We start from the raw sequence: 18,518 nt of genomic DNA, 5'->3' as shown, positions 1-18,518 counted from the left end.
ATCCCGTCTGAAGTTTCAGACGGGATCACTTTCACTATATTCGATTCATAAACCAATACTGTGTAATTGCTAAATATTCTCGTACATTCGATGGAATGATGATTGGTTTCGGTGTTTTTGCCGGAAGACCTTCTAATTGTAAACCTTGTTTGGCAGCTATTTTTTTCGCTCTAAACATATGAAAATCGTTTGTTACGATCATACCTTTTTTCATATCGACTGGAATTAACGGTTTTGAGAATGTAATATTCTCATCTGTACTCTTAGATTTGTCCTCCATTATAATACGGTCTTCTGCGATGTTTTGTTTTATTAGTCCTTGTTTCATTGCTAATGCTTCTGAAATGTCTTCACCTTTTCCTTGTCCTCCAGATACGATAGCGATTGTTTTCTCATGTGATTTTAAATATTCAGCTGCTTTATCAATACGATATTGCAATGAATAAGATGGTTTCGTTCCATTTACTTTCGATCCTAGTACAATTATGTACTCAGCATCGTCACTTGCATTCATATGTCCATGCTTATAAATGTGATATTGTAAAAACCCCGCATATACGGCGCAAATCATTATAACAACTAAAATACACTTTATTATTTTCTTCTTTCTCATACTCATATACTCCTATTTTCTTTTACTTCCTTCATGATAATATCCATTTATTTGTTTGTATACAGACAAATTCCAATAAACCCTAAATTATCCTCTGAAAGGTAATATTTATATTACTTTCGGGAATAGTAAGTACAACTTTACACCAAGGAGTGTCTCTATTGCTTCTCTTTTTATGTAACGTGTCGTTCTTTTTCATCTTATTTTTACTATCGCTTAAGTTACTCGGTAAATCCGCGTTAGCACAACTAACTCCTCATGATTTTGGGGCTATAATCTTTTTATCTTATTTAGCTTTCCAGGCCATACCCGTCTCTGGTGCTTTACAAGCATTTCTCGGTATGGTTGTTATTACATGTTTACATTTACTCCTTACAAAATTAAGCCTATTCAACAAACTAAATCGTTTTATTCTCGGACACCCTATCATTTTAATTAAACATGGTGATATTATTTTTGAGAACTTACAAAAAAGTAGATATCCCATTGCCGAACTACTTTCTAATCTTCGCGTTGCAGGATATCCGAGTGTTCATGAAATTGAATACGCCATTTTAGAAGCGAACGGAGCTATTAGTATTTTACCAAAAAGAGAACTTGTACCATTAACTCCAAAAGATTTAAACATAGATGTTAAGTATGCTGGATTACCAATTGCACTTATCGTCGATTCACAAATTCAATACGATAACTTAAAGTTAATCCATAAAGATGAAAAATGGTTATATAAAGAATTAAAAGAAAAAGGAATTACAAATATTAAAAACGTTGCTTTCGCTTCTGTTCAAGAAACGGATGGATCTTTTGCGATTAGTTTAAAGGAATAAAAAAATCCCCTTAATTGCTTAAGGGGATTTTCTTCATCATATCGCTTCTTTCTCTCCTGCCATATTTAATGGAACAGGATGTTTCATACGATTCATCGTAAATACGATAATTGCTGTCATTACTTCAGCAACTGGCATAACGAGCCAAATTCCGTTTATCCCAAATAATTTCGGCATAATCCATAACAATGGAATGATAAATAGTAACCCTCGGCTCATTATAATCAGTACTGATTTCTTCGTTTGTCGCACTGATTGGAAGTACTCTCCATACACAATGTTATAGCCTAAAAATACGTATTGAATAAAGAATAAGCTAATACCCGTTAATGTTAACTCCAATAATTCTGGAGATTGGACATCAAATAGACCAATGATATATTTCCCGAAGAATAATCCGACAATTATCGCAATGCCCCCAAGTACAACAGCAATTTTCACAGCAAACTGCAATCCTTCACGCAATCTTTCTGATAAGTTTGCCCCGTAATGGAAACTAGCAATCGGTTGCAATGCAGCACCTACACCGAAGAATAGTAGTAATGCCATTGCATGAATACTATTCACCATCGCATAGGAAGCTACTCCTACTTCTCCTGCATATTGGACGAATGCGATATTAAAACCAATCGTTACGATTGCAACCGTACTTTCTGCTGTAAAACTTGGGAAACCAATCACCATAATTTGTTTGACAGTATCCCATTCAAAATGGAATTTCGTCCATTTTAAAATACTACTTTTTCTAAAGAAATGAGTTAATAATACAAGGAAACCAATCGCTGCCGAAAGAATAGTCGCTGAAGCAGCACCTGTTACCCCCCATCCAAAGATAAAAATAAAGATATAGTCAAATACTATATTTAATACAGCCGTTACAACAAGACCTGCCATTGCTAAATTAGGATTTCCATCATTTCGTATAAATGTACTTAAAATATTTTCTAAAACGTATATCATTCCAAATGTTAATAATACGTGTAAATAGTCTAACGCATATGGTAAAATCACTTCATTTGCACCAAATAAGTACGCTAAATCTTCTATTCTCCATAAACAAATAGCCGCTAAAACACCTACGATAACAACTGCTACCGTCATGGATTGAGTAAAAATAGACCTTGCTCTTTCTCGTTTATTTTCACCTAATGCAATGGAATATAACGTTGCCCCGCCCATTCCGATCCATAATGAAATAGAGAAAAAAATCGAAAACGCTGGAATAGCCACGTTTACTCCTGCTAAACCGTTCGCCCCAACTCCTCTACTAATCATGACCGCATCAATTACAATATTAACTGACATTAATACCATTCCTAGAACAGCTGGTATTAAATAAGAAATAAATAAACTTTTTATCGGTTTTTCTCTTAATTTTTCTGTTGCTTCCATACTCTAATATGCTCCTTTTTTCAACTCTCTTCCCTCAGTTTAAACCTTCAAGTAACTTGAAGGTCAATAGGGAATTAAAAAATAGGTAACTTAATTATCGCGTTTGATGCTCATTTGTAATTATACGAGTCCTATAACTTATTGCTTTGTTTTTTCATTATAGGAATTTGAATTTCTGTTACTTGCTCCTCTGGATTTTCTGTTACAGACCAATCAATTAATGCAATCTCAATCGAATCTCCGTCTATTTCATATCCTTCTTGATCAATATATTTTATTAATTTCTTATATGTTTCATCAGTTTCTTCATATGGCCCGTGGTGATATACACAGGCAAATATACCTGCTTTAATTTCATCTGAACTATTCACTTGAAAGGGCATGTAATCCAAAAGAATGAAAACACTACTATATGCTTGAAACTCATTTTGCATTAATCCTTTTTTCGCAACAGTTACACCAATATCTCCAGAAAATAAACTATCATCCATTTGCCTCATATTTTTTTGCAACGAATGGATGTAGTACTCAAACATATCATCCGTCGTATTTGGAGCAACCGCAATTGCTGTAATTTTCCGCTGCGGAATCTCTTTAATTACCATTTGTTCAGCTTTTGCTTTTGTTGCTTCCTTAATTAAATGAATTCTATGTTCCATTTTTGCTAAGGCATATTCAATTTCTCTTTGTTTCTTCAGCATCATTTCTTGTTGTTTTTCCAGTAAATTGAGTGCGTATGTTGGATTTCTTTCATCAATATATTTCTTAATTTCCTTTAACGGAATATTTAACTGGCGTAAAAATTTAATCGTATCTAACAGTGAAAATTGATCGATTGTATAATAACGATAATTCGTTTGAGGATCAACAATGGACGGATGAAAAATTCCTTTTTCATCATAATACCTCAATGTAGATTCTGCGATATTATGCATTTTTGCCATTTCTCCAATTGTAAAGCGTTTATTTAATAACATGTTTCCTTCTCCAATTCATTAAAAATATTGCCTTATTTCTTCTTATTATATAGCCATTCCCTTCATACCTAAATCAAATTCCATCATGAAAATCTGCTATTTTTTCATTGATTTTTAATAAATTTTATTATATATTAATTACAGGTTCAAATTACGAGTTCAAAAGAACTTGTAATCAGACCCTTTTGTTTAATGGGTTTTACATATTTTCATTAGGCAAATTCCGAGAAATCGTATTATAAAATTAAAAATGACGAGGAGAGGATCAGATGGAATTCGAATTTTTCTTTCAAATTGCACTTATTTTATTAAGTACAAAGCTTGCTGGTGATCTTAGTGTTAGATTAGGTCAACCTTCTGTACTAGGTAAATTAATTGTCGGTATAGTTATCGGTCCAGCTGTATTAGGTTGGATTGAAAATTCAGAGCTTCTAACTCAATTAAGTAATGTCGGGGTTATTCTTTTAATGTTTATGGCTGGACTTGAAACAGACTTAGAAGAATTAAACGCAAATCGTAATTCTTCTTTAGCAGTTGCACTCGGAGGTATCATTCTTCCATTCGTAGGTGGTTACGTTTCCGGTCTTGTGATGGGAATGGAACAAGGAAACGCTGTATTCTTAGGATTACTTCTATGTGCGACAAGTGTTAGTATTTCCGTACAAACACTTCGTGATTTAGGTAAAATGAAAACACGTGAAAGTACGACGATGCTTGGAGCCGCTGTATTTGATGACATTCTTGTTGTTATTTTATTAGCATTTGCAATGAGCTTCTTAGGTACTGATGATGTTAACTTAACAATGGTTATCTTGAAGAAAGTAGTATTCTTCGCTTCTATTATTTTAATCGGATGGAAAGGTGTTCCTGCGATTATGCGCTGGTTATCACCACTGCGCGTATCTGAGTCTATCGTGAGCGCGGCTCTTATCATCTGTTTCTCATTCGCATATTTCGGCGAATTATTAGGAATTGCTGGTATTATCGGTGCTTTCGCTGCTGGTATTGCAATTTCTCAAACAAACTACAAACATGAAGTAGAAAAGAAAGTAGAACCAATTGCTTACGCTATGTTCGTTCCCGTATTCTTCGTTAGTATCGGTATGAATATTACATTTGACGGTATCGGCAATCAAATTTGGTTCATCTTAGCATTAACTGTTATCGCTGTATTAACGAAATTAATCGGCTGTGGATTCGGTGCTCGAATGACTGGATTTGACGCTAAGTCTTCTGCAATTATCGGTGCTGGAATGGTTTCTCGTGGTGAAGTTGCACTTATCATCGCAGGAACAGGACTTTCTTCAGGTCTATTGGCACAAGATTACTTTACAGCAATCGTTATTGTCGTTATTTTAACTACAATGATTACACCACCAATGTTAAAATACACTTTTGGTGCAAAAGATAAAGCAATGAAAGCAAGTAAATAAATTTACTATAATAAAAGGAGATTGCTATTTTATAAGATAGCAATCTCCTTTTTGTTTTATCTTTAAACAATCCCGTTCTTTTTTAACCATTTTTCAAAAATAATTCGTGCTTCATCATCATCAATATCATTCCCAAATGAATACACCATAATGCCATAATCATCTATATATTTACCTAGCTTCATTCCCTCCACTTTCTTATAAAAATCGTCTGCCTCATAGTGCGGAATATAAGCATCCCAAACTGGTTCATTTATTCTTTTGTACGCCGTCACTTCTAAATCATATCCGTCTTCATAATATCCGATGTGATAATGTTTGTTAGGATCATATTTCTCCATTAAAAGTCCCCTCCTACTAAACAAGAGCGAGCCTTATATTACAGCTCGCTCCTCTCTCTATTTATTAAATACGCTCCATCGCTGTCTTCAACGTTCCAACAACAAAGGCAATTTCTTCACTTGAAATAATAAGCGGCGGCGCTAATGTTAAAACGTTATTATATCCTGCTGTTGTCATACCGTTTCGTCCTATAATTAAGCCCTTTTCTTTACAAGCATTTACAACACTTGCTATTTTATCATTATCAATTGGCTCTTTCGTCTCTTTATCATTTACTAATTCAATCCCAACTAATAGACCTTTTCCTCTAATATTCCCAACAAGTGGATGTTCCCCAATTTCATCTTTTAGTTGCTCTAATAAAAGGGAACCCATTTGTGCAGATCGCTCAATTAAATTTTCATTTTCCATAATCTCTAAATTTTTAAGTGCTAATGCACAAGCTGCTGGATTCCCACCAAATGTATTAATATGGCGGAAAAATTCATATTCTCCTTTACCTTTAAAAACCTCATATATTTCTTTTTTCACAGCTGTTGCAGATAATGGTAAATATGCGCTCGTAATACCTTTTGCCATTGTAATAATATCTGGCTTCACATCATAATTCATAAATCCGAATGCTTTTCCTGTACGCCCAAAACCGCAAATCACTTCATCACTAATAAGCAAGGCACCGTGTTTTTGACACGTCTCATGAACAGCTTTCATATAGTCTTGTGGTGGCATTAATATGCCCCCGCCTGTAATAATAGGTTCCATAATAAACGCAGCAATTGTTTCACTTAATTCCCACGTCATAACACGATCGACTTCTTTCACACATTCTACATCATAAATATGCTGCCCTTCAATTTCAGGCATACGATAACAATCCGGTGGTGTTACATGTAAAAAACCTGAAGCAAACGGCTCATATTGATATCTACGCTGCGCTTGTCCCGTCGCTGCCATTGTCGCCATTGTATTCCCGTGATACCCACGATAACGTGACATAAATTTATAACGATGTGGTTCACCTTTTTGAGCATAGTATTGTCTTGCTATTTTAAAAGCTGTTTCGTTCGCTTCTGAACCACTATTTGAGAAGAAAATAACATACTCTCCCCCAAGCCACTCATTTAACTTTTCAGCAAGCTTTATAGCTGGCTCATGGGATTGTGACATTGGAAAGTATGATAATGTTTGTAATTGCTTATAAGCCGCTTCTGCGAGCTCTTTTCTTCCATATCCACTATTCACACACCAAAGGCCACTCATACCATCTAAATATCTTTTTCCTTGTATATCTTCAACCCAGCACCCTTCAGCTTTTGCCCCTACCATTGTACTATTTGGACTAAAGGGACGCATTCCATGCCAAACATATTGCTCATCTTTTGCTAATAATTCATCAGTTTGCTTCGTTTTCATCATTACTTCCACCTTCCATAACAACTTATTTTTCACAAAAGCTGCGCTGGTGCCATGATGACTTAAATTTCTCCCTGCTATTTTCATTCCACAAAATTAAGACAAATCCTACTTACAAATCAGTAATATTTACAAGAAAATGACAAAAGAAAAAAGAGCTTTTCTTATCTATCGAAAAGCTCCTCTTTTATTTAATGTGAAGACGCATCGCTAATGCCATGACCAGTATTAGATTTCACTAGAATTTCATCAAATTTCGCTGCATCTTCTTTCTTACTAGATAAAACCGTTCCTAAATATGCTGCAAGAAATCCGAGTGGAATTGAAATAATTCCTGGTGTCGTATATGGGAATAACGCTTCCCCAACAAAAATAGCTTTTCCAGCTACAGGGTTCCAAACATTCGGACTCAACGCTACAAGAACAATTGCTGATACAAGACCTACAATCATACCCGAAATAGCACCCGTTGTATTAAAACGCTTCCAATATATTGTAAATAAAATTACTGGTAGATTTGCACTCGCTGCAACTGCAAATGCTAATGATACTAAAAATGCTACGTTTAATGTTTGGGCAAATAATGCAAGTATGATAGATAGTATCGCTACTCCAATAGATGCATAACGAGCCATGGATACTTGCTCTTTTTCCGTTGATTTTCCTTTACGAATGATTTCATTATAAAAATCATGAGCGAATGCTGATGCTGCTGTTAATACAAGACCTGCCACTACAGCCAAAATCGTTGCAAAAGCAATTGCTGATACGAAAGCAAATAAGAAGTCTCCACCTAACGCTTTGGCTAATAAAGGTGCCGCCATATTACCAGCTGGGTTCGCTTTAATAATCGCTTCATTTCCTACAAACGCTGCCGCACCAAATCCTAAGAAAATCGTCATAATATAAAATGCACCAATTAACCACGTCGCATATACGACAGATTGACGTGCAGTTTTTGCATCACGTACTGTAAAAAAGCGGACTAGTATATGTGGTAATCCAGCTGTACCAAGTACTAGTCCTAAATTTAAAGAAAGTGTATCAAGACCATCCTTATACTTTACACCTGGATTTAAAAATGAATCTTTTAAAGGTGTAGCTGTTTTCATTTGGGCGAACATTTCAGTCACGCTGAAGTTGAATTTTGCGAAAACGATAACAGAAATAATAAACGTACCAGCCATAAGTAATACAGCCTTTACAATTTGTACCCAGCTCGTTGCTGTCATACCTCCAAAAATAACATACACCGTCATAAGTGTTCCAACGATTAATACAGATGTCGTATATTCAATCCCTAATAATAATTTAATAAGTGCACCCGCGCCAACTAATTGTGCAATCATGTAAAAGATAGAAATCGTCATCGTATTAAGAGCTGCAACTCCGCGAACTTTTTTCGCATCAAAGCGTGCTGCAATCATATCCGCCAAAGTGTACTTTCCTAAATTTCTAAGCGGTTCTGCAACAAGATACAGTACAACTAAATAAGCAACTAAAAAACCGATACTATAAAAGAATCCATCAAACCCAGTTAATGCGATTGCTCCGGCTATACCAAGAAATGAAGCAGCAGACATGTAATCTCCAGCAATGGCTAGACCATTTTGCCAACCAGTTAATCCCCCTCCGGCCGTATAAAATTCACTCGCATTTTTCGTTTTTTTCGATGCAAAATAGGTTATGACTAGCGTACCAAGAACGATAATTAAAAATAGTGCAAACGCAGTAGTATTCAAGTTCAGCCCCTCCCTTTTTGCATGTTTTGCAGAATTTTTCGGGAGATTTCATCAAATGATTCTGCTTTTTTGCTATAAATCATACATAGTGCCCATGTCATGATAAATTGGGAAAAAGCAAATACCCACGCCCATGTAACGTCACCAAATGCAGGTGTATTAAGCACCTTTGAATACGACGTTAAAATAGGCAGTGCAATAAAAAAACTAAAAAAGAAAATACTCATTGGAACGATAAACTTCTTTTTCGTATTTAATAACAATTGAAATTCTTCCGACTGAACGACCTCTGTATAATTCACCTCATTTTGCAACTTACGTGCTGACGTATCATCTCGTTTCATTAACCGATCCCCTCTCTTACTTGAAATACACTTCCCCTTCGCACACCTAAAGACTAAATTTTATAAATATTCAGAAACTTATACTCATTTTAGACAATCCATACATTCATGCAAAGATTTTTCGATAGACATTTTTCGGCAAATTTCCCCAAATTTTTAATATACTTTTTCAAAATAAAGTGACACCTTACTTTTTTTCTTCATTAAGACAAAAGCAGTGCTTAACGCACTACTTTTGTCTTTTTTTCCTTTTCCAAATTACGAGCTGTTTCGCTTAACTCAACATCTTTTCCGTCTTTAAGTGTTCCAAATATAAAATCGAATACTGGATTTGAAACACCGAACCAAAACTTTTCGTTTTTATAATGGTGTAATATATGTTGTTTTTTTAGCCATCTTCCAAACTTAGTGACGGGACGAATCGGTCTATGGGCAATATAATGTTTCCATTCGTAAACGAGCAGCATGATAATCATTCCGATTCCAAATGAAAGTGTAATAGTAACACTTTTTGTAATACCATATGCTATAAGCAAATAAATAGTAAAACTAGGTATACTAAACCATACAGGTAAAAACAAAAGTTTTAAATCCTCTGGATATACGTGGTGATCATAATGTAATCTTCTTAACATTTTTAATAGAAATGTGTTTTTAGGTGGCTTTATATGGAATAAAAAACGATGTGTCATATATTCATTAAGTGTATAGAAAACAATCCCAAACATACATGCTAACATGCCAACCCAAGAGAAAAATTGCATTTTTAAAATAATAATGAAAATAAATAGAATGCTATACATAATAACGATATCATGTTGTAAAAAGAACTCTTTCCCCACTTTCTTCATCTTGTTTCCCCCTTTTCCCAAAAAACAGCCGCAACATATCGTTACGACTATTTCTTTTCTATTCTTATTCTATTCACTTTACAAATTTGCCTGCTGTTCTATTGTCGAGAAAAAATTATTTGGTCCAAATATATTTTGCTTCGGAATAATATGTTCCACTGCAAACACTGTTACTTCTCCTCTTTGCACTTCTCCAATAATGAGACCAAATATTTCATGATTTACTGCAAACGTCGGTTGCTTTGTTTGTAGCAATCTTGCAGCATTATGAAATACCGCTTCATATAGTGGATTTCTATCAGTAATTTCTTTTCGGATTTTTGGCGCTAACGTAATTATAATTTCTTTTCCGTCAATAGTGGTTCGATACATAAAAATCTCCCCTTCAATCTTATGTGAACAACTGTAAAGCTTTGTATGCAAAATGTATAGAGTAACCTACTAAAATAATACCTGCTCCGGCTGTTATGTAGCCCAGCGCTTTTGGTTTTAATAAAGTTCTTCCAAAATGTACAGAAAATGCAATATTTAAATTCCATAAAATAATACCAACAATAATGCAAAGACTGTACAAAAAAGCTTCTTGTTTCGTTACCTTCGTAAGTAATGAGCTAAGTGTACTTCCGTATATACCAAACCAAAAAACAAGATTTAATGGATTGGATATCGCAATTAAAAACCCTGCCATAAACGATTGCTTAAGGCCACCTACCTCTTCTTTTTTATATTCCATATTCGATTCGAAAATTCCTTGTTTTACACTTTGAAATCCTAAATAAAATAACAAGAAAAAACCCGTGCAATACATGAAGGCTTGTACATATGTATACATAAACACAGAAGATAAACCGAAATAAATGAGAAGCATAAATAAAACATCTGCAGTCATTCCACCAATTCCAACAACCCAAGCGTGCCAAAACCCACGTTCAATTCCTCGTTTTAACATTTCAATATTAATCGGCCCTACTGGCGCAGCTAATGATATACCTAATACAATTTGCTGTATAATTGCTCCAATCATCGCTCTATCCTTTCTACTCTCTTTACTACTAGTTAATGATGTAATTTGAAAAAATAGACTAGCTTTCGTAATAAAATACCCTTTTTTATCCAAAATATACAAAAGAGCCATCTAGGTGATGGCTCTTACTTTTTTATCTTATGAAGAAAAGGGCATTTCCCTTTTATTGGTTCTACATCGTCTCCTATGAAATATTGTTTCCATTCACGATGCTCTGGGTCACCATAATGACTAATGTTAGGATGTTTCGGCAATTGATCCCACTTTTCAACTCGCTCACGGACCATTTGTCTTGAATATGCTCCTTTAGGACGATCTCCCTCTAATCCATCAAAAATAGTGCGTGGCTGAAACCCAATAACGAGAGCATTCCCTAAATGTCTAGTTTTTCGTTGTTTATAAGCTGGCGCATTTCCAAATGCGAATATTGGCTCACCACCAAATGAAAATTCCCATAAATAATGGTCTGGATCTTCAGGAATTTGCTTTGGCCATGCTTGATCATCGTTTTCATGCAAATACTGTAGCACTTTCCAAAAAGAATCGCGGTAATATTCGAGTGATTGTTCTTCACATTCCGGTTCTATAAAAAGGAAAAAGCCCCTTCTTACAATCGGCCTCTCTTTCATTAACTCTAAAAAAGATAACATTGTATGCGGCAAATGACTCCAATCATTATGAGAAAGAAATGAATAACGAAGTTCATTCTTTTTCAAAGCTGTTAAACCGAAATAACATGGAAAAGTTGGTTCTAACACGACACTTGAAAAAATCTCAAATTCTTTTGCAACCCAATCCGGTATGTCGGTTCTCGTTCTTATTCCTTCATTATCTAATAAATAAGACTTATTCATTCTTTCACCTCATTATGTATAGCATTCAATTAAGAATATTACATACTCGGCCTGTCCTATACCTATTTAAAAATTCGACTGAAAAATTATTTAAAAATACAAAAAATAAAATCGCTTACTTGACTAAATTCTCCCAATTCGTGTATATTTAAATTAATCATTTAGCAGAATATTCAAGAATATAGCATTTTTAGTTTATATTATTTTTCAAATGAATTTCACTAAATGAAAATAGTAAACGCTTTTAGGAGGAATTATAACATGCAAGGAAAAGTAAAATGGTTTAACAACGAAAAAGGTTTTGGATTTATCGAAATGGAAGGCGCTGACGATGTATTCGTACATTTCTCCGCTATTCAAGGAGACGGCTACAAAGCTTTAGAAGAAGGTCAAGAAGTATCTTTCGACATTACTGAAGGTAACCGTGGACCTCAAGCTGCTAACGTAGTAAAACTTTAATCCAACATATAACAGGAGGTTACCTTACTTGGTAACCTCCTTTATTATTCCTTTGTATATTTCCGTTTTACAGAGCAAAAACTATGTGAAATGCGCAATATACAAAGGAGGCAGTAACAATGGGATCAGAAGTAAATGATTTTGAAGAAGTAAAATTCCGTGTAGAAACAGCACAAAAAATGGTAGGATCAGCAACAATTTCAATGGATCCAGATACATTAGAGCATGCTACTACTGCAGTAGAAGCAGCTCGCTCACAGCTTGAAATTATGAAATCTGTTGCAGTAGATTTAGATGAACCATTTTTAATGAACGAGGAAAAGAAACTAAGCAAATGCGAGCAGCAATTAAACGAAGCAAAGCACTAAAAAACATCCAGAGAATTTTCTCTGGATGTTTTTTTATGACAACTGTTCTCCATACTTTTTCAATGTTTCTCCAACTGTACATTGTCTTATACAAAATGAATGAGCATAATACTTACTATTTGTCTTTCGATTATGTTCTCGCAAGAAACATCCTTCACAATATGTTTCTAATAAGTCATTTACCTCTGTAATGAGTTGCTTTTTATCCACCTTTGCACCTCTCTATTCGGTTATTTCTTTATGACTATCAATGACTGTCCCTTCTAATGCTTGCGTTGCTAATTGATGTGCTTCTTTATTTTGTTTTCTAGATATCGGTTCACATACAAGTTTTAATTTCATTTGCTTCGCCTTTTGTTCAATTTGATCTAAATAATGATTTAAATGCTCATCATAACAAGGCCATTCTCCGGCTAATTGCTGCAGTACCACTTGTGAATCTCCGCGAAGTGTAACTGCTTCATACTTAATCCCTAGTTCCTCGAGTATATTCATACCGTATAATAATGATGCATATTCCGCTTCATTATTATCATATATACCTTCTATATATGCATTGCGGCGAATGCGGTAGTTTGTATTTCCTTTTTTATAATACACACATATACCAACGCCAGCTTCTTTCGTTTGCACATCATACCCCCCATCAAAATAAACGAGTATTTCTTGGGGCTCTTCCTCTACTTGCTTACTTAACTTTTTCATCTCTTTTAATGACCATTCTGCGTCCATTTCATCGTAAAATAAAAGTTCCTTAGCTCTTCCTGTTTTCTCAAAATCCTCTGCAAATTGAAGTACTTCTTCTATGTTCATATACTCTGTTGTTAATTCCGTCTGCAATCCACGCTTCGTTTTATACAACCAATGAATTTTATATTTCATACTACATTCCCCTTATGTAAGACTTCTTATATATATCCGGCTAATTGAAGCCTCACTTTATTTTATTATATTTTATCTAGAGTCACAGCATTATATTCAATATGATTACATACAAAAAGAGCTATCCCTATAGGAATAGCTCTTTCATCTATTACATAAATCTTTCAAATTGTACTCGCTTATTAATCCAGTACATTACAGGCATACCGATCGCCATGACAACAAATTCACCGATTGCACAAGTTAACCAAGACAACATAAATGGTAAACCCAATGCAAGATGAAGTTCAATTGCAATCATAAACATTGTAATCGTAAAGATAACTGTATTAAAAATCATACGAGCCCAAACACCTTTAATAAATCGCATAGAAATAATCGTTGCAACTAACGCAAGAATAGATTGCCCTACTCCAAATACTAAATCGTAAGCGATCATAGGTGAGAAAAAGAGATTCGTTAAAAATACACCTAATACAATTCCGTAAATTGCTTTCTTGTTAAATACAACGAGATGATTAAACATCTCTGAAATACGAAATTGTACATTCGTAAAGCCAAATGGCTGAATAAGCATAGAAACAGCAATATATAATGCCGCTAAAATACCATTACCGACTAAAGTTCTAATATTCATGACAAAATCTCCTTAGTTTTTTTACGTGGGATGGTTTCGAACCACGTTATTCGTTTTTTAAGCAACAAGATTATATTTTACGTGGTAGCCCCTCTTTCGTCAATAGATTCCTATCATAAACTACCTTTTTCCTTTTAGACAACGTATAATGAAACATATGAAAGATTTAGGAGGTTTCACTTCATGACAGCAACAATTCAAAATGAAAAAGTGATCGTTTCCATTTCTGACAAAGGTGCAGAATTACAGAGCGTTCGCTTAAAAGAAGACAACACAGAATATTTATGGCAAGGTGATTCTACTTATTGGGGACGCCGTGCACCAATTTTGTTCCCAATTGTCGGCCGATTAGTAGATAATACATACTACGTAGACGGTAAATCATATTCATTAACACAACACGGTTTCGCTCGTGATCTTACTTTCTCTGTGAAAGAACAAAGCGAAACAAAAATCACTTATATCGTTACTAGTAATGAAGAAACATTAAAAAAATACCCATACGAATTCGAACTACTCGTTTCTTATGAGCTAGATGGACAAATCGTTCATGTAACATATGAAGTAAACAATCCTACTTCAAAAGAGATGTTCTTCTCAATCGGAGCACATCCTGGCTTCAACTTCCCTTTATTGGATGGTGAATCATTTACAGATTATCATTTATCGTTTAATGGTTCGGAACGCTTAGAAACAAGCGTATTAGAAGGACCTTATCTTTCAAACAAAAAGCAATTAATCGCTGAAAATACAACTGAATTGCCACTTACATATGATTTATTCAAAAATGATGCGCTTATTTTTGAAAATATGAATACGAATGAAATTTCGATTCGTTCTCATAAACATAATAAATTTGTAAAAGTAGAATTTGATGGCTTCCCATTTGTCGGCGTATGGACACCAGGGGATAACGCACCTTTCTTATGTATTGAACCTTGGTATGGAATCGCTGACGAAATAAATCCAGCAAAAGATTTCAAGGACAAAAAGGGAATTCAATCGTTACAAGCGAATGAAACATTTACATGTCGTTATAGCATCACAATCGGATAACTACTCTATCCCCTACTTCAAAAAGCATTTAAGTAGGGGATAATCTTATAATTTGGAGGTTTCTCATTTTGATTGAAGTATATATTGATGGTGCATCAAAAGGAAATCCTGGTCCTTCTGGTGCAGGAGTGTTTATTAAAGGCGTTCAGCCACCTGTACAATTATCATTACCACTTGGAACAATGTCCAATCATGAAGCAGAATACCGCGCTTTACTTCTAGCATTAAAATATTGCATCGAGCATAATTATAGCACTGTCTCTTTTCGTACAGATTCCCAGCTTGTCGAACGGGCTGTTGAAAAGGAATACGCAAAAAATAAAATATTTGCACCTCTTTTAGATGAAGCACTGCAGTACATAAAAAACTTCGATCTCTTTTTTATTAAGTGGATTCCAAGTAGTCAAAATAAAGTAGCTGATGAATTAGCTAGAAAAGCTATATTACAAAATTAACGGGGGTATGAGTGTGAAAAAAGAGTGGATTGCTCCTCTTGCTTTATTATTTGTCTCTTTTATTTGGGGAGCTACGTTTGTTGTCGTTCAAAACGCTATGTCTTTCGTTGGTCCATTTACGTTTAATGGTATTCGCTTTTTATTCGCTGGAATTATTTTATTATTCGTTCAAATTATTTTCTCACAAAAAACTTCAAAACAAGATATAAAACATAGTAGCACGGCAGGGATAATCGTTGGTTTTTTCTTATTTGTCGGTTATTTATTGCAAACATTTGGCTTACTCTATACAACATCTTCAAAAGCAGGTTTCTTAACTGGGCTAAGCATTGTTATGGTCCCAATCTTATCATTTATCTTTTTAAAACAAAAAGCTACCATTTTCATCGTACTTGGTATTGCTGTAGCTACAACGGGTTTATACTTATTAACAGCTGCTGATTCTTTCCAATTAAATATAGGAGATATACTTGTTCTCGGTTGTGCAGTCGCTTTCGCTGCCCATATTCTTATTAACGGCTTCTTTTCTAAAAAAATATCACCTTTATTATTAAGCACATCTCAAGTATTAGCTGTTGGTATATTTTCTTCTATTTGCGCTTTCTTGTTTGAAGATTGGGAAAAAATATTTTCAGTAGTACTATGGACGAATTCTTCCTTTTTATTCGCTCTATTTTTAACTTCCCTATTTGCGACATCCATTGCTTTTTTCATTCAAACATCAGCACAAAAACATACGTCTCCAACGAGAGTAGCAATCATTTTCGCCATGGAACCCGTTTTTGCTGCCTTAACAGGCGTTCTCGTTGCAAACGAACAACTTTCTATTTCTGCTATTATCGGATGCCTCTGTATATTCCTAGGCATGATTTTTGTTGAATTACCTTCCAAAACAAAAAAAGAAGCGCAGGCTGCGTGAAGTTACGCTTGTAACTTCCGCATAAAAGCCTTAGCGCTTTTTTTATCTGTAATTTCTTCCTCTTTCAATCGTTCTAATAACGCAACGAAATAACTACCATCAAACTGTAATTGATGTTTAATTGTCGCTTCTATTGCTGCGTTCACAATCCCATCAGACGCACCAGTATATCCTTGTCCGAACATAATAAACCCTTGCGCTTCCTCTGATAATTTAAATCCTTTCGTATGTAAGAATGAAAGATAATCTTCTACTGTTTGCATGTTATTCCCACCTACTCAAAAATTCTCCATCTCCTATGATACATGTTTTTACACGCTATGAGAATGAAATTTCTTTGACAACTTTGTAAATCAATCTTCTACTTCGCTTACAATGGAGGATTTTCTAACAATCTGAAGGAATATGTAAAGTGGAACTTATTTCATATTAAAGGGGAGACACGATGAAACAAGCACTATTAATTATCGACGCTCAACAAGAATTAATTGATGGAAATGAGCAAGAAAATGAAGTTTTTCGTAAAACCGAGCTATTATCTACACTAAATATAGCACTGCAGAAAGCAATAGATTCAAATGCTCTTATTGTTTTCGTAAGAGATATCGATGTTGCTTCTGGCAGCGGAGAAGGATTTGAAGTACATAATCAAATTAAAGTACCTCAGTCTGCAATCCTTATTAATAAAGCAGCAACAAACGCATTCTATGGCACTTCTTTACTCGAACTTTTAAAAGAAGAAAAAATTAACCATATCGTTATAGGCGGATGTAAAACAGAACATTGCATCGACACTGCCGTTAGGACAGCAACTGTAAAAGGATTTGACGTTACATTAATTAAAAACGGTCATTCAACAACTGATTCTAACGTATTGTCTGCAGAGCAAATTATTGGTCATCACAATAAAACTTTACACGGTCATTATAACGTTGATCATTTTTCTATGGTGAGAGACATCGAGGAAGACCTCTTTCAGCCAACTCATGACCAATATCGTGATTAAATTAGCTCAAAAAAGAATCCTTCATTTAAAAGGATTCTTTCTTTATCCAAAAATTTGCGCTGCAATACTATATAGTTCACCATTTCTTTTTAATAACCGATTACTATTTTTCATCATAATTGGCGGTGTATTCACCTTTTTAAAACCAGCAGTCTCTAATTCTTTCATGAAATCGTTCTTCCCTTCTGGTACATCCATTCTTAATTTTCCATTATGCCCTCTTGCTAAATCATGTACTATTCTCATTGCCATCGCATTATTTTTAGCAACGACTGGTCCTACTATTTTATTTTCTGGCGTTTGTATACTTAAACCGTATCCTTTACAACGACACACTGCTCACTTTGCATAATTCTTTGTTTTAAAAACTCGTTTCGGCTTGTCCCAAATGCGCCTTCATCTATTTTTATTATCCCTTCTAAATCACCCTCTTTATAAACCATCATACATTCTTCATTTTCTGCACATTTATGATTCGCATTGTACGAGTTACAAATATATTTAGAAACATAGCTTACTACCCTAAATCCTAATTTTTCATATAAGGGCTTCCCTTCATCCGTAGCAATAAGCATAATTGGAGTTTGAGCTGATACGCTGTTCATGCATGAATTCGTTATCACCCTTCCTATTCCTCTTCCCTTATAATCTGGATGTACAATTACCATTCCGATAGATGCCAACGCCTCCCCGTATAATATTATTGCTGCGCTAGCAATAAGTTCCTTTCGCTCATTCCATACGCCGTATACAATACCTGAGTTAAAAACTGTATCAATTTCTTCTCTGTTATAATCCCAGCCAATATAAGAAGATAATGCTACAATATCGCCTATTTGTTCTTTCCTAAGACGCTCCACCCTAATTTCCAATTCAATCATACTCCATCCCCTTATCTAGACATTTAAATCATTATTACTAAAT

The 18,518-nt window shown here is 34.6% G+C and carries 23 protein-coding genes, 1 pseudogene and 1 riboswitch; of the genes and pseudogenes, 8 read left to right on the top strand and 16 right to left on the bottom strand.

The genetic code is table 11. From position 1 onward, the window contains the following. Nucleotides 1-34: 34 nt before the first annotated feature. The gene (locus tag AC1Q51_RS21765) at nt 35-613 is read right to left on the bottom strand and encodes a YdcF family protein (RefSeq protein ID WP_016513068.1); all 579 of its coding nucleotides are present in this window, start codon (nt 611-613) and stop codon (nt 35-37) included. A gap of 161 nt (nt 614-774) precedes the next feature. On the opposite strand from AC1Q51_RS21765, the gene AC1Q51_RS21760 reads away from it, so the two are divergent. Beyond that, entirely contained in the window at nt 775-1,440 is a 666-nt protein-coding gene (locus tag AC1Q51_RS21760) for a DUF421 domain-containing protein (RefSeq protein ID WP_000923922.1), read from the top strand. 36 nt (nt 1,441-1,476) lie between these two features. Here AC1Q51_RS21760 and AC1Q51_RS21755 read toward each other — a convergent pair whose 3' ends face one another. Both AC1Q51_RS21755 and AC1Q51_RS21750 read right to left on the bottom strand, forming a co-directional pair. Continuing rightward, nucleotides 1,477-2,832, bottom strand: coding sequence for an MATE family efflux transporter (locus AC1Q51_RS21755; RefSeq protein ID WP_000388396.1), 1,356 nt, complete (start codon nt 2,830-2,832; stop codon nt 1,477-1,479). 131 nt (nt 2,833-2,963) lie between these two features. Then, nucleotides 2,964-3,809, bottom strand: coding sequence for a MerR family transcriptional regulator (locus tag AC1Q51_RS21750; protein WP_000925940.1), 846 nt, complete (start codon nt 3,807-3,809; stop codon nt 2,964-2,966). A 269-nt stretch (nt 3,810-4,078) separates the two neighbouring features. On the opposite strand from AC1Q51_RS21750, the gene AC1Q51_RS21745 reads away from it, so the two are divergent. After that, nucleotides 4,079-5,242 carry a cation:proton antiporter gene (locus tag AC1Q51_RS21745; protein ID WP_000393901.1) on the top strand — a complete coding sequence of 388 codons (1,164 nt, stop codon included), beginning with the start codon at nt 4,079-4,081 and terminating at the stop codon, nt 5,240-5,242. 62 nt (nt 5,243-5,304) lie between these two features. Here AC1Q51_RS21745 and AC1Q51_RS21740 read toward each other — a convergent pair whose 3' ends face one another. The 8 genes from AC1Q51_RS21740 to AC1Q51_RS21705 form a co-directional block, all read right to left on the bottom strand. Then, nucleotides 5,305-5,583, bottom strand: a complete 279-nt coding sequence (locus AC1Q51_RS21740) for a DUF3986 family protein (protein ID WP_000417068.1) — start codon at nt 5,581-5,583, stop codon at nt 5,305-5,307. A gap of 64 nt (nt 5,584-5,647) precedes the next feature. Further along, a complete protein-coding gene (locus tag AC1Q51_RS21735) occupies nt 5,648-6,997 on the bottom strand; it encodes an aspartate aminotransferase family protein (protein ID WP_492331709.1) in 1,350 nt (449 codons plus the stop codon). A gap of 191 nt (nt 6,998-7,188) precedes the next feature. Further along, the gene (locus AC1Q51_RS21730; protein ID WP_001098239.1) at nt 7,189-8,739 is read right to left on the bottom strand and encodes a solute symporter family protein; all 1,551 of its coding nucleotides are present in this window, start codon (nt 8,737-8,739) and stop codon (nt 7,189-7,191) included. Between the two features lie 2 nt (nt 8,740-8,741). Beyond that, a complete protein-coding gene (locus tag AC1Q51_RS21725; protein WP_000817372.1) occupies nt 8,742-9,083 on the bottom strand; it encodes a DUF485 domain-containing protein in 342 nt (113 codons plus the stop codon). Between the two features lie 221 nt (nt 9,084-9,304). Then, complete coding sequence (locus AC1Q51_RS21720; protein ID WP_000755393.1) at nt 9,305-9,934, bottom strand: sterol desaturase family protein; 630 nt, start codon at nt 9,932-9,934, stop codon at nt 9,305-9,307. A 78-nt stretch (nt 9,935-10,012) separates the two neighbouring features. Then, nucleotides 10,013-10,306, bottom strand: a complete 294-nt coding sequence (locus AC1Q51_RS21715) for a hypothetical protein (protein WP_000286361.1) — start codon at nt 10,304-10,306, stop codon at nt 10,013-10,015. Nucleotides 10,307-10,325: 19 nt separating this feature from the next. Then, nucleotides 10,326-11,069 (bottom strand): LysE family transporter, encoded by a 744-nt coding sequence (locus AC1Q51_RS21710; protein WP_139062871.1) that lies wholly within the window; start codon nt 11,067-11,069, stop codon nt 10,326-10,328. A 14-nt stretch (nt 11,070-11,083) separates the two neighbouring features. Next, nucleotides 11,084-11,812 carry a YqcI/YcgG family protein gene (locus tag AC1Q51_RS21705; RefSeq protein ID WP_061660303.1) on the bottom strand — a complete coding sequence of 243 codons (729 nt, stop codon included), beginning with the start codon at nt 11,810-11,812 and terminating at the stop codon, nt 11,084-11,086. 261 nt (nt 11,813-12,073) lie between these two features. On the opposite strand from AC1Q51_RS21705, the gene cspB reads away from it, so the two are divergent. Further along, nucleotides 12,074-12,271 carry a cold shock-like protein CspB gene (gene cspB / locus AC1Q51_RS21700; RefSeq protein WP_001161731.1) on the top strand — a complete coding sequence of 66 codons (198 nt, stop codon included), beginning with the start codon at nt 12,074-12,076 and terminating at the stop codon, nt 12,269-12,271. Between the two features lie 119 nt (nt 12,272-12,390). Further along, nucleotides 12,391-12,639 (top strand): DUF2564 family protein, encoded by a 249-nt coding sequence (locus AC1Q51_RS21695; RefSeq protein WP_000534400.1) that lies wholly within the window; start codon nt 12,391-12,393, stop codon nt 12,637-12,639. Nucleotides 12,640-12,672: 33 nt separating this feature from the next. Here the strand turns inward: AC1Q51_RS21695 and AC1Q51_RS21690 are convergent, their stop codons facing one another. The 3 genes from AC1Q51_RS21690 to AC1Q51_RS21680 all read right to left on the bottom strand — a co-directional run bounded on the left by AC1Q51_RS21690 (nt 12,673) and on the right by AC1Q51_RS21680 (nt 14,158). Then, a complete protein-coding gene (locus AC1Q51_RS21690) occupies nt 12,673-12,849 on the bottom strand; it encodes a zinc-finger domain-containing protein (protein WP_000358801.1) in 177 nt (58 codons plus the stop codon). 12 nt (nt 12,850-12,861) lie between these two features. Further along, entirely contained in the window at nt 12,862-13,521 is a 660-nt protein-coding gene (locus AC1Q51_RS21685) for a ribonuclease H family protein (protein ID WP_000875548.1), read from the bottom strand. Between the two features lie 151 nt (nt 13,522-13,672). Further along, nucleotides 13,673-14,158 (bottom strand): QueT transporter family protein, encoded by a 486-nt coding sequence (locus tag AC1Q51_RS21680; RefSeq protein ID WP_001026474.1) that lies wholly within the window; start codon nt 14,156-14,158, stop codon nt 13,673-13,675. A gap of 6 nt (nt 14,159-14,164) precedes the next feature. Further along, nucleotides 14,165-14,209: riboswitch (PreQ1 riboswitch) on the bottom strand. 132 nt (nt 14,210-14,341) lie between these two features. Between AC1Q51_RS21680 and AC1Q51_RS21675 the strand changes: the two genes are divergently transcribed. The 3 genes from AC1Q51_RS21675 to AC1Q51_RS21665 all read left to right on the top strand — a co-directional run bounded on the left by AC1Q51_RS21675 (nt 14,342) and on the right by AC1Q51_RS21665 (nt 16,588). After that, complete coding sequence (locus AC1Q51_RS21675) at nt 14,342-15,214, top strand: aldose 1-epimerase family protein (RefSeq protein ID WP_053564860.1); 873 nt, start codon at nt 14,342-14,344, stop codon at nt 15,212-15,214. Nucleotides 15,215-15,282: 68 nt separating this feature from the next. After that, a complete protein-coding gene (locus tag AC1Q51_RS21670) occupies nt 15,283-15,669 on the top strand; it encodes a reverse transcriptase-like protein (protein WP_000573877.1) in 387 nt (128 codons plus the stop codon). Between the two features lie 13 nt (nt 15,670-15,682). Further along, nucleotides 15,683-16,588, top strand: coding sequence for a DMT family transporter (locus tag AC1Q51_RS21665; protein ID WP_141526254.1), 906 nt, complete (start codon nt 15,683-15,685; stop codon nt 16,586-16,588). 2 nt (nt 16,589-16,590) lie between these two features. Here the strand turns inward: AC1Q51_RS21665 and AC1Q51_RS21660 are convergent, their stop codons facing one another. After that, entirely contained in the window at nt 16,591-16,851 is a 261-nt protein-coding gene (locus AC1Q51_RS21660) for a DUF6123 family protein (RefSeq protein ID WP_001195212.1), read from the bottom strand. A gap of 182 nt (nt 16,852-17,033) precedes the next feature. Between AC1Q51_RS21660 and AC1Q51_RS21655 the strand changes: the two genes are divergently transcribed. Further along, on the top strand, nt 17,034-17,594 hold the full coding sequence (locus AC1Q51_RS21655; protein WP_098289677.1) for a cysteine hydrolase family protein: 561 nt from the start codon (nt 17,034-17,036) through the stop codon (nt 17,592-17,594). A 42-nt stretch (nt 17,595-17,636) separates the two neighbouring features. Here AC1Q51_RS21655 and AC1Q51_RS21650 read toward each other — a convergent pair. After that, a pseudogene (locus AC1Q51_RS21650) lies at nt 17,637-18,475 on the bottom strand (GNAT family N-acetyltransferase). Nucleotides 18,476-18,518: the final 43 nt, after the last annotated feature.

The organism is Bacillus sp. MT94, assembly GCF_058792475.1.
Note: the sequence above shows the minus strand (reverse complement) of the source record. Positions and strands in the feature narration are given on the sequence as shown.